The following is a 10,649-nucleotide window of genomic DNA, read 5'->3' on the forward strand; positions in this document are numbered from 1 at the left end:
CGCCACGGCCGCCGCCACGGCGGTCGCCGCCGCCACGGCGCTCACGGCCGCCGCCGCCACCGGCGGCGCGCTGCTGAGCGGCCTGCTGCTCGCGCTCGGCGCGGGTCTGGGCCGCCTCGCCCTTGTAGATCCACACCTTGACGCCGATGCGGCCGAACGTCGTACGGGCCTCGTAGAAGCCGTAGTCGATGTCGGCGCGCAGCGTGTGCAGCGGGACCTGGCCCTCGCGGTAGAACTCCGACCGCGACATCTCGGCGCCGCCGAGACGGCCGCCGCACTGGACCTTGATGCCCTTGGCGCCGGACTTCATCGCGGACTGGATCGCCTTGCGCATGGCGCGGCGGAACGCGACGCGGCTGGACAGCTGCTCGGCCACGCCCTGCGCGACGAGCTGCGCGTCGATCTCGGGGTTCTTGACCTCGAGGATGTTCAGCCGCACCTGCTTGCCGGTCAGCTTCTCCAGGTCACCGCGCAGGCGCTCGGCCTCGGCGCCGCGGCGGCCGATGACGATGCCCGGCCGGGCGGTGTGGATGTTGACCTCGACACGGTCCCGGGTGCGCTCGATCTCCACCTTGGAGATGCCCGCCCGGTCCATGCCCTTCTGCAGCATGCGCCGGATCTGGACGTCTTCCTTGACGTAGTCCTTGTAGAGCTTGTCGGCGAACCACACGCTCTTGTGGTCGGTGGTGATGCCGAGCCGGAACCCGTGCGGGTTGATCTTCTGACCCACTACCGGGCCCTCCTCGTCTTCTTACCGCCACTGGACGCAGAAGCCTCGTCCCGCGACTCCACGACCACGGTGATGTGGCTCGTGCGCTTGTTGATGCGGTAAGCCCGGCCCTGGGCGCGGGGGCGGAAACGCTTGAGCGTCGGCCCCTCGTCCACCCACGCACGGCTCACGACGAGCGTGTCCGAGTCGAGCTTGAAGTTGTGCTCGGCGTTGGCGATGGCACTCGCCAGCACCTTGCCCACAGGCTCACTAGCAGCCTGGGGGGCGAACCGCAGCACCGCCTGAGCCTCCGCGGCAGGCAGGCCGCGGATGAGGTCCACCACGCGGCGGGCCTTCCTGGGCGTGACGCGGATGAACCGCGCCTGGGCCCTGGCTTCCATCGCTGATCCCTCTCTCCGTACGAACTACTGCTCTGCCTGCTCAGCCGCGTCGGCTGCGGCGGTCTTCCTTGACATGGCTGCGGAACGTGCGCGTCGGCGCGAACTCGCCGAGCTTGTGCCCCACCATGGCGTCGGTGACGAACACCGGGACGTGCTTGCGGCCGTCGTGCACGGCGATCGTGTGACCGATCATGTCCGGCACGATCATGGAGCGCCGCGACCACGTCTTGATGACGTTCTTGGTGCCCTTCTCGTTCTGGGCGTCCACCTTCTTGATCAGGTGGTCGTCCACGAACGGGCCCTTCTTAAGGCTACGTGGCATGACGAGCGACTCCTACCGCTTCTTCTTGCTGCGACGACGGACGATCAGCCGGTCGCTCGACTTGTTCGCCTGGCGAGTGCGGCCTTCCTTCTTACCGTTCGGGTTCACCGGGTGCCGGCCACCGGAGGTCTTGCCCTCACCACCACCGTGCGGGTGGTCGATCGGGTTCATGGCCACGCCGCGGACGGTCGGGCGCTTGCCCTTCCACCGCATGCGGCCGGCCTTGCCCCAGTTGATGTTCGACTGCTCGGCGTTCCCGACCTCGCCCACCGTCGCGCGGCAGCGCACGTCCACCATCCGCATCTCGCCGGAGGGCATGCGCAGCGTGGCGTACTTGCCCTCCTTGGCCAGCAGCTGGACGCCGGCGCCCGCACTGCGAGCGATCTTGGCGCCGCCGCCGGGCTTGAGCTCGATGGCGTGGATGACGGTACCGGTCGGGATGTTGCGCAGCGGCAGGCAGTTGCCCGGCTTGATGTCCGAGCCCGGCCCGTTCTCGATCCGGTCGCCCTGGCGCAGGCCCTGCGGGGCGAGGATGTAGCGCTTCTCGCCGTCGGCATAGTGCAGCAGCGCGATCCGCGCGGTGCGGTTCGGGTCGTACTCGATGTGCGCGACCTTGGCGGGGACGCCGTCCTTGTCGTGGCGACGGAAGTCGACCAGCCGGTAGGCGCGCTTGTGGCCACCGCCCTGGTGCCGGGTGGTGATGCGGCCGTGGTTGTTGCGGCCGCCCTTCTTGGGGAGCGGACGCAGCAGCGACTTCTCCGGCTCGCGGCGCGTGACCTCGACGAAGTCGGCCACGCTGGAGCCGCGACGACCGGGAGTCGTCGGCTTGTACTTACGGATGCCCATCTTTTTCGTTCATCCCTTGTCTGTCTCCGGGACGGCTCGGCTGGTTAGGCCGGGCCGCCGAAGATGTCGATCCGCTCGCCCTCGGCGAGGCTGACGATGGCGCGCTTGGTGTCCTTGCGCTTGCCGTAGCCGAACCGGGTGCGCTTGCGCTTGCCCTGCCGGTTGAGCGTGTTCACGCTCGTCACCTTGACGCCGAACACGGCCTCGACGGCCTGCTTGATCTGCGTCTTGTTGGCGTCCGGGCGGACCACGAACGTGTACTTGTTCTCGTCCAGCAGCCCGTAGCTCTTCTCCGAGACGACCGGCGCGATGATGACGTCGCGGGGGTCGGCGATCTTGTTCATGTGCGACCCTCCTTACTTCTTCGCCGCGCGCGAGATGAACTCGTCGTACGCCTTCTGCGTGAAGACGACGTCGTCGTTCACCAGCACGTCGTAGGTGTTGAGCTGGTCAGAGACGATCACGTGCACGCTCGGCTCGTTGCGCAGGCTCTTCCAGGTCAGCTCGTCCTCGCGGTCCAGGACCAGCAGGACGCGCTTGGCCTCGGTGACCGTGCGCAGCGCCGTCAGCGCCGTCCTCGTCTTCGGGGTGTCGCCCTCGATGAGGGTGTCGACCACGTGCACCCGGCCGTAGCGGGCCCGGTCCGACAGCGCGCCGCGCAGCGCGGCGGCCTTCATCTTCTTGGGCGTCTTCTGCGCGTAGTCCCGCGGCTGGGGGCCGTGCACGGCGCCGCCGCCGGCGAACTGGGGCGCGCGGGTCGAGCCCTGGCGGGCGCGGCCGGTGCCCTTCTGCCGGTACGGCTTCTTGCCACCGCCGGAGACCTCGCCCCGGGTCTTGGTGGCGTGCGTGCCCTGGCGCGCCGCGGCCAGCTGCGCCACCACGACCTGGTGGATCAGCGGCACGCTGGTCTTCGCGTCGAAGACCTCGGCGGGCAGGTCGATGTCCAGCTTCGCGGTCACTTGCCCGTCCCCTTCACTGCGTCGCGGACCAGGACCACGCCGCCGTTGGGGCCGGGAACCGCGCCCTTGATGAGGAGCAGGTTCTTGTCGGCGTCCACGGCGTGGACGGTCAGGTTCTGCACGGTGGTACGGGCGTTGCCGTGCCGCCCCGCCATCCGGAGGCCCTTGAACACGCGACCCGGGGTCGCGCAGCCGCCGATCGAGCCCGGCGAGCGGTGCTTGCGCTGCGTGCCGTGCGAGGCGCCCAGGCCCTTGAAGCCGTGGCGCTTCATGACACCGGCGGTGCCCTTGCCCTTGCTGGTGCCGGTCACGTCGATCTTCTGGCCGGCCTCGAAGACGCTGGCGGTGATCTCCTGGCCGAGTTCGAACTCGGTGGTGTCGTCAGCGCGCAGTTCGACGAGGTAGCGGCGCGGCGTGACGCCGGCCTTCTCGAAGTGACCCGTGCTCGGCTTGTTCACCTTGCGCGGGTCGATCTGCCCGTAGCCGAGCTGGACGGCGCTGTAGCCGTCCTTCTCCTGGCTGCGGAGCTGGGTGACGACACACGGCCCGGCCTGGACGACGGTCACCGGCACGATCCGGCCCTCATCGTCGAAGACCTGGGTCATGCCGAGCTTCTCGCCCAGGACGCCCTTCCTCTGCGTACTCATCTCTCGGTGCGTCCCTTAGAGCTTGATCTCGATGTCAACGCCGGCCGGAAGGTCGAGCCGCATCAGCGAGTCGACCGTCTTGGGCGTCGGGTCGATGATGTCGATCAACCGCTTGTGCGTGCGCATCTCGAAGTGCTCGCGGCTGTCCTTGTACTTGTGCGGCGAGCGGATGACGCAGTACACGTTCTTCTCGGTCGGCAGCGGCACCGGGCCCGCGACCTTGGCGCCCGTCCGCGTCACCGTCTCAACGATCTTCTTCGCGGAGGTGTCGATGACCTCGTGGTCGTAGGCCTTGAGCCGGATGCGGATCTTCTGTCCCGCCATGGTGGCCTCGGTGTCCTTTGCTGTAGTGCCGCTGTTTACTTCGCTGTCGCGACGCGGCGGCCCGGCTGCTGTTCCCAGCAGCGGTCCGGGCCGCCGCGTCCACGAGGGGTGTTACTTGATGATCTTGGTGACGCGACCGGCGCCGACGGTCCGGCCACCCTCACGGATGGCGAACTTCAGGCCCTCCTCCATGGCGACGGGCTGGATCAGCTCGACGCGCATCTCGGTGTTGTCGCCCGGCATGACCATCTCGGTGCCCTCGGGGAGGTTCACCACGCCGGTGACGTCCGTGGTCCGGAAGTAGAACTGCGGACGGTAGTTGTTGAAGAACGGCGTGTGGCGGCCGCCCTCGTCCTTGGACAGGATGTAGACCTGCGCCTCGAACTCGGTGTGCGGGGTGTTGGTGCCCGGCTTGATGACGCACTGGCCGCGCTCGACGTCCTCGCGCTTGATGCCGCGCAGCAGCAGGCCGACGTTGTCGCCCGCCTGGCCCTGGTCGAGCAGCTTGCGGAACATCTCGACACCGGTGACGGTGGTCGAGGTGGACTCCGGCTTGATGCCGATGATGTCGACGACCTCGTTGACGTTGACGACACCGCGCTCGATGCGGCCGGTGACGACCGTGCCGCGGCCGGTGATCGAGAAGACGTCCTCGATCGGCATCAGGAACGGCTTCTCGGTGTCGCGGACCGGCTCGGGGACGTTCTCGTCGACGGCCTTCATCAGCTCGACGATCGACTCGCCCCACTTCTCGTCGCCCTGCAGGGCCTGGAAGGCGGAGACGCGCACGACCGGGACGTCGTCGCCCGGGAACTCGTACTCGGACAGCAGCTCGCGGACCTCGAGCTCGACGAGCTCCAGGATCTCCTCGTCGTCCACCATGTCGCACTTGTTCAGCGCGACGACGATGTAGGGCACGCCGACCTGGCGGGCCAGGAGCACGTGCTCCTTGGTCTGCGGCATCGGGCCGTCGGTCGCGGCCACCACCAGGATGGCGCCGTCCATCTGCGCCGCACCGGTGATCATGTTCTTGATGTAGTCCGCGTGACCCGGGCAGTCGACGTGGGCGTAGTGCCGCGACTCGGTCTGGTACTCGACGTGCGCGATCGAGATCGTGATGCCGCGCTCGCGCTCCTCGGGGGCCTTGTCGATGTCCTCGAACGGCGTGAACGGGTTCAGGTCCGGGAACTTGTCGTGGAGCACCTTGGTGATCGCCGCGGTAAGCGTGGTCTTACCGTGGTCGATGTGACCGATGGTGCCGATGTTCACGTGCGGCTTCGTCCGCTCGAACTTGGCCTTCGCCACTGGTTGCTCCTTGTTACGATCCTCGGCCGCCTATACGACCGCTTCGATGTGCGTCTGTGTGATCTGAACGGGGCAGGCCCGGTGCTTACTCGCCCCGCGCCTTGGCGATGATCTCCTGCGCGACGTTCCCCGGAACCTCGGCGTAGGAGTCGAACTGCATCGTGAAGACGGCCCGGCCCTGGGTCTTGCTGCGCAGATCACCCACGTAGCCGAACATCTCGGACAGGGGCACGAGCGCCTTGATGACGCGCATGCCGTGCCGCTCGTCCATGGACTGGACCTGGCCGCGGCGGCTGTTGAGGTCGCCGATCACGTCGCCCATGTTGTCCTCGGGCGTGGTGACCTCGACGGCCATCATCGGCTCCAGCAGCGTCGGCGACGCCTTGCGGGCGGCCTCCTTGAACGCCATGGACCCGGCGACCTTGAACGCCATTTCCGAGGAGTCCACCTCGTGGTAGGCGCCGTCCCGCAGGGTGACCTTGACGCCCACCATCGGGTAGCCGGCGAGGACGCCGAACTCGGCGGCCTCCTGGCAGCCCGCGTCCACCGACGGGATGTACTCCCGCGGGATGCGGCCACCGGTGACCTTGTTCTCGAACTCGTAACCGTCCGACCCGCCGCCGAGCGGCTCCAGGTCGATGATCACGCGGCCGAACTGGCCCGAGCCACCCGTCTGCTTCTTGTGGGTGTACTCGACCTTCTCGACCTTGCGGCTGATCGTCTCGCGGTAGGCGACCTGCGGGCGGCCCACGTTCGCGTCGACCTTGAACTCGCGCTTCATCCGGTCGACGAGGATCTCCAGGTGGAGCTCGCCCATGCCGGAGATGACGGTCTGGCCGGTCTCCTCGTCCGAGCGGACCTGGAAGGAGGGGTCCTCCTCGGCGAGCCGCTGGATGGCGGTGCCCAGCTTCTGCTGGTCGGCCTTCGTCTTCGGCTCGATCGCGACGTGGATGACCGGCGCCGGGAAGTTCATCGACTCCAGGACGATGGGGTCCTTCTCGTCGCACAGCGTCTCACCGGTGGTGGTCTGCTTGAGACCCATCACCGCGACGATGTCACCGGCGCCCGCGCGGTCGATCTCGGTGCGCTTGTTGGCGTGCATCCGGTAGATCTTGCCGATCCGCTCCTTGCGCTCCTTGACGGAGTTCAGGACGCTCGCGCCGGACTCCAGCACGCCCGAGTAGACGCGCACGAAGGTCAGCTTGCCCAGGTGCGGGTCGCTCATGATCTTGAAGGCGAGCGCGGAGAAGGGCTCGCCCTCGCTCGGCTTGCGCGCGAGGGTCTTCTCCTCGTCGCGCACGGCGTGGCCCTCGATGGCGTCCACGTCGAGCGGCGAGGGCAGGTAGCGGACGATCGCGTCCAGCAGCGGCTGCACGCCCTTGTTCTTGAAGGCCGTGCCGCAGGTCACCGGGGTCAGCTTGGCGGCGACGGTCGCGCGGCGGATGCCGGCGTAGAGCTGCTCCACGGTGGGCTCGTCGCCCTCCAGGTACAGCTCCATGATCTCGTCGTCGTTCTCGGCGAGCGTCTCGACGAGCTTGTCGTGCCACTCGCGCGCCGACTCCAGGTGCGAGTCCGGGATGTCGACGGTGTCGTACATCTCGCCGAGCTTGGCCTCCTCGTTCCAGAGGAGGGCCTTCATCGTCACGAGGTCGATGACGCCCTTGAAGTCGGCCTCGGCCCCGATCGGGAGCTGCAGCACGAGCGGAACCGCGTTGAGCCGGTTCTCGATCATGTCGACGCAACGGTGGAACTCGGCGCCGACCCGGTCGAGCTTGTTGACGAAGCACATGCGGGGCACGCCGTACCGGTCGGCCTGGCGCCACACGGTCTCGGACTGCGGCTCGACACCGGCGACACCGTCGAACACGGCGACCGCGCCGTCGAGGACCCGCAGGTTGCGCTCCACCTCGACGGTGAAGTCCACGTGACCCGGGGTGTCGATGATGTTGATCGTGTGCTTGACCTCATCGACGGGCCACTCGCAGGTGGTGGCGGCGGAGGTGATGGTGATCCCCCGCTCCTGCTCCTGCTCCATCCAGTCCATGGTGGCGGCGCCGTCGTGGACCTCGCCGATCTTGTAGCTGATGCCCGTGTAGTACAGGATCCGCTCGGTCGTCGTGGTCTTGCCCGCGTCGATATGGGCCATGATCCCGATGTTGCGGACCCTGGCCAGGTCTACACCGGTTGTGGTAGCCACTGTGTCCTCGCGTCGTCTCGTCGTTGCCGGCTCGCCGGGGTTACCAGCGGTAGTGGGCGAAGGCCTTGTTGGACTCCGCCATCTTGTGCGTGTCCTCGCGCTTCTTGACAGAGGCGCCGAGGCCGTTGCTCGCGTCGAGCAGCTCGTTCATGAGCCGCTCGGTCATGGTCTTCTCGCGGCGCTGCCGGGCGTACACCACCAGCCAGCGCAGGGCCAGGGTGGTGCTGCGCGCGGGCCGCACCTCCACCGGGACCTGGTAGGTCGCGCCACCGACGCGGCGGCTGCGGACCTCCAGGGTCGGCTTGACGTTGTCGAGCGCGCGCTTCAGCGTCACGACCGGGTCGTTGCCGGTCTTCTCGCGGGCGCCCTCGAGAGCGTCGTAGACGATGCTCTGCGCGATCGAACGCTTGCCGTCCAGGAGAATCTTGTTGATGAGCGCGGTGACCAGCGGCGAGTTGTACACCGGGTCAGCGATCAGCTGGCGCTTGCCAGCGGGGCCCTTGCGCGGCATCAGCTCTTCTCCTTCTTCGCGCCGTACTTGCTGCGCGCCTGCTTGCGGTTGCGGACGCCCTGGGTGTCGAGGGACCCGCGGATGATCTTGTACCGAACCCCGGGGAGGTCCTTCACACGACCGCCGCGCACGAGCACGATCGAGTGCTCCTGCAGGTTGTGGCCGACACCGGGAATGTAGGCCGTGACCTCAATCCCGCTGGTCAGCCGGACACGGGCGACCTTGCGAAGCGCGGAGTTCGGCTTCTTGGGCGTCGTCGTGTAGACGCGCGTGCAGACGCCCCGGCGCTGGGGGCTCTCCTTCAGCGCGGGCGTCTTGTTCTTGGTCACCTTGTCCTGGCGGCCCTTCCGGACCAGCTGCTGGATCGTGGGCACCGCGTCTCCGTCTTCCTCGTACCGAGCCGGTAAGTCTTATTGGTGCAATCACCACCTCAGGCGAGGCTGTGACCTGCCGGTTTCCCGACCTCTCCGACCCACGCGGTCGGGCGTGTCGCCGCCTCACGGAGCATCGCGCCGTTCGGAACCGACACAGACCGCCCGGCCCGTGGAAGGGCCGAAACAAGCCGGGGAGTGAATGCGGCGCTGGGCCTGGCCTGCTGGACCTCGCCGGCGCGCACGCATAGCGACCCGCACACAGCGGGCACAAGTGAAGAGGTTACCGACCCCTACGCGAAAGTGCAAAGCGAGCAACGCACTACCGCGCGGAGCCCCTCCGGCGCAAGTCCGCGGGGCCCCAGGGGGCATTTTTCGTTGCCGTGGCGGCCGAATGCCGACGGGCGCTCCCTCGTGAAAGAAGGAAGGACCCGCCGGCATTGTGACCCGAGCATCCCGCGTTGGGGAAGATGTGGCCGAGCCTTTACGAGGTCGCGTCCTACAGGACGAACGCCACGACCAGCACCACCAGGACCACCACGACGGCGACGGCGCCGCCGACAAGGAGCAGCGTGTTCTTGCCGCCCTTGCCCTTGCCCTCGTCCGCGCCCTGGCCCGCCTGCCCGCCGTACTGCTGACCCTGCTGGCCGTACTGCTGCTGCCCGCCCTGCTGTGCCGGCTGCTGACCGTACTGCCCGGCCTGGCCCGCCTGCCCGTACTGCTGCTCGGACTGGCCGTACTGCTGCTGGCCGCCCTGCTCGGGCTGACCGTACTGGGCACCGCCCTGCTGGCCGCCGTACTGCTGCTGACCCTGCTGGGCGTAGTCCTGCTGCTGGCCGTAGTCCTGCTGGCCGTAGTCCTGCTGGGCGTAGTCCTGCTGGCCGAAGGATTGCTGGGGCTGCTGGCCGTACTGCTGCTCGGGCTGCCCGTACTGCTGCTGGCCGCCCTGCTCGGGCTGACCGTACTGGGCACCGCCCTGCTGACCGCCGTACTGCTGCTGACCCTGCTGACCGTACTGCTGGGGGGCCTGCTGGCCCCACTGCTGCTGGCCGATGTCCATCCGGGTGCGCTCGGGAACCCCCTGCTGCTCGCCGGGCCTGCCCTGGGCGGACGGGTCGAACGCCTGCGTGGACCGCGCGTCCTCGTCGCCGCCCGCGGGCCCGCCGAACAGCGGCGGCTCCTCGGCGGGGGGCGCGCCGAAGCCGGACTCGGGCGGCGGCACCATCAGCGTCCGGTCATGGTCGGACTGACCCGGCTGTCCGGGCCGGCCCTGCTGCGGCTCCGGGGCCCACGGCTCGGGCGTCGCGGGCGGGGCCGGCGTCTGCCAGGGCTCGGCGGGCGCCTCGTGCCTGCGCTCGGGGCCGGTGGCCACCGGGATGTCGGTGCCGGGCGACCAGTGCAGCGTCGCCTGGTCGTCGATGACCGGCCGGGGCGCCTCGGGCTCGGGGGCGGCGCCGGGCCCGGGGACGATCAGGGTCCGCTCGCCGCCGGTGTCGCGGGGCCGCTCGGGCGGCGGCGGGGCCTGCTCGGCGGGCGGCTCGGGCGCCGGGAAGGCGCTCGGCCCGCCGTAGGGCTGCTGACCGTACTGAGCCTGCTCCTGCGGCGCGCCGTGGATGGGCTGCTGCGGGTAACCGGACTGCTGCGGCTGCTGCTGCCCGTACGGCTGCTCGGGCTGCTGGCCATAGGGCTGCTCGGGTTGCTGCCCGTACTGCTGCTCGGGCTGCTGGCCATAGGGCTGCTCGGGTTGCTGCCCGTACTGCTGCTCGGGCTGCCGGCCGTAGCCCGGAGCCTGGCCGTACTGCTGCTGCTCCTGCGGCGGCGGGAACCCGGCCGGGCCGGGAGGCGCCCCGTAGGGCTGCTGCCCGCCCGGCTGCTGCCCGTACTGCTGCTCCTGCGGCGCGCCGTACTGCTGGTGCGGCGGAGGCGGGGGCTGCTCGCCGAACGACTGCCGCAGCGGCTGCTCGATCATCGTGGGCGGCGCGGGCGGCGGGCCCTGCCGCTCGTCCTCGCGGGGCGGCGGCGGGCTCTGGGGCTGCTGCGGGGCCGGGGGCTGCGCG

13 protein-coding genes are annotated in these 10,649 nt (G+C 69.1%); all 13 read right to left on the reverse strand.

Going from position 1 to position 10,649, the window contains the following annotated elements; translation table 11 throughout:
* On the reverse strand, window positions 1–730 hold a 730-nt coding region (gene rpsC, locus E1291_RS33535; RefSeq protein ID WP_131742095.1), incomplete at its 3' end, for a 30S ribosomal protein S3.
* Window positions 730–1,110 (reverse strand): 50S ribosomal protein L22, encoded by a 381-nt coding sequence (gene rplV, locus E1291_RS33540; RefSeq protein WP_131742096.1) that lies wholly within the window; start codon window positions 1,108–1,110, stop codon window positions 730–732. The genes rplV and rpsC, both read right to left, overlap by 1 nt.
* 40 nt (window positions 1,111–1,150) lie before the next feature.
* On the reverse strand, window positions 1,151–1,432 hold the full coding sequence (gene rpsS, locus E1291_RS33545; RefSeq protein WP_122192381.1) for a 30S ribosomal protein S19: 282 nt from the start codon (window positions 1,430–1,432) through the stop codon (window positions 1,151–1,153).
* A gap of 12 nt (window positions 1,433–1,444) precedes the next feature.
* A complete protein-coding gene (gene rplB / locus E1291_RS33550; protein ID WP_131742097.1) occupies window positions 1,445–2,278 on the reverse strand; it encodes a 50S ribosomal protein L2 in 834 nt (277 codons plus the stop codon).
* Window positions 2,279–2,322: 44 nt separating this feature from the next.
* Window positions 2,323–2,622, reverse strand: coding sequence for a 50S ribosomal protein L23 (rplW, locus tag E1291_RS33555; protein ID WP_067454668.1), 300 nt, complete (start codon window positions 2,620–2,622; stop codon window positions 2,323–2,325).
* 12 nt (window positions 2,623–2,634) lie between these two features.
* On the reverse strand, window positions 2,635–3,237 hold the full coding sequence (rplD, locus tag E1291_RS33560; RefSeq protein ID WP_131742098.1) for a 50S ribosomal protein L4: 603 nt from the start codon (window positions 3,235–3,237) through the stop codon (window positions 2,635–2,637).
* Entirely contained in the window at window positions 3,234–3,884 is a 651-nt protein-coding gene (gene rplC, locus E1291_RS33565; protein WP_131742099.1) for a 50S ribosomal protein L3, read from the reverse strand. The genes rplD and rplC overlap by 4 nt, the downstream gene beginning before the upstream one ends.
* 15 nt (window positions 3,885–3,899) lie before the next feature.
* Entirely contained in the window at window positions 3,900–4,208 is a 309-nt protein-coding gene (gene rpsJ, locus E1291_RS33570) for a 30S ribosomal protein S10 (protein WP_018657599.1), read from the reverse strand.
* Window positions 4,209–4,319: 111 nt separating this feature from the next.
* Window positions 4,320–5,513 carry an elongation factor Tu gene (tuf, locus tag E1291_RS33575; protein ID WP_131742100.1) on the reverse strand — a complete coding sequence of 398 codons (1,194 nt, stop codon included), beginning with the start codon at window positions 5,511–5,513 and terminating at the stop codon, window positions 4,320–4,322.
* Window positions 5,514–5,598: 85 nt separating this feature from the next.
* Window positions 5,599–7,710, reverse strand: a complete 2,112-nt coding sequence (gene fusA / locus E1291_RS33580) for an elongation factor G (RefSeq protein ID WP_131742101.1) — start codon at window positions 7,708–7,710, stop codon at window positions 5,599–5,601.
* A gap of 40 nt (window positions 7,711–7,750) precedes the next feature.
* The gene (gene rpsG / locus E1291_RS33585) at window positions 7,751–8,221 is read right to left on the reverse strand and encodes a 30S ribosomal protein S7 (RefSeq protein WP_021597494.1); all 471 of its coding nucleotides are present in this window, start codon (window positions 8,219–8,221) and stop codon (window positions 7,751–7,753) included.
* Entirely contained in the window at window positions 8,221–8,595 is a 375-nt protein-coding gene (gene rpsL, locus E1291_RS33590; protein ID WP_030176166.1) for a 30S ribosomal protein S12, read from the reverse strand. The genes rpsG and rpsL overlap by 1 nt, the downstream gene beginning before the upstream one ends.
* 496 nt (window positions 8,596–9,091) lie before the next feature.
* Window positions 9,092–10,649 (reverse strand): hypothetical protein (locus E1291_RS42520; protein ID WP_207401077.1); only part of this gene is annotated, 1,558 nt, incomplete at its 5' end.

This window comes from Actinomadura roseirufa (assembly GCF_900659635.1).
GTDB lineage: Bacteria > Actinomycetota > Actinomycetes > Streptosporangiales > Streptosporangiaceae > Spirillospora > Spirillospora roseirufa.

Bases quoted from the DNA above. Each gene is read 5' to 3' on its own strand.
- rpsJ (WP_018657599.1), bottom strand. From the start codon at position 4,208: ATGGCGGGACAGAAGATCCGCATCCGGCTCAAGGCCTACGACCACGAG.
- rpsS (WP_122192381.1), bottom strand. From the start codon at position 1,432: ATGCCACGTAGCCTTAAGAAGGGCCCGTTCGTGGACGACCACCTGATC.
- rplV (WP_131742096.1), bottom strand. From the start codon at position 1,110: ATGGAAGCCAGGGCCCAGGCGCGGTTCATCCGCGTCACGCCCAGGAAG.
- rplW (WP_067454668.1), bottom strand. From the start codon at position 2,622: ATGAACAAGATCGCCGACCCCCGCGACGTCATCATCGCGCCGGTCGTC.
- rplC (WP_131742099.1), bottom strand. From the start codon at position 3,884: ATGAGTACGCAGAGGAAGGGCGTCCTGGGCGAGAAGCTCGGCATGACC.
- rpsG (WP_021597494.1), bottom strand. From the start codon at position 8,221: ATGCCGCGCAAGGGCCCCGCTGGCAAGCGCCAGCTGATCGCTGACCCG.
- rplB (WP_131742097.1), bottom strand. From the start codon at position 2,278: ATGGGCATCCGTAAGTACAAGCCGACGACTCCCGGTCGTCGCGGCTCC.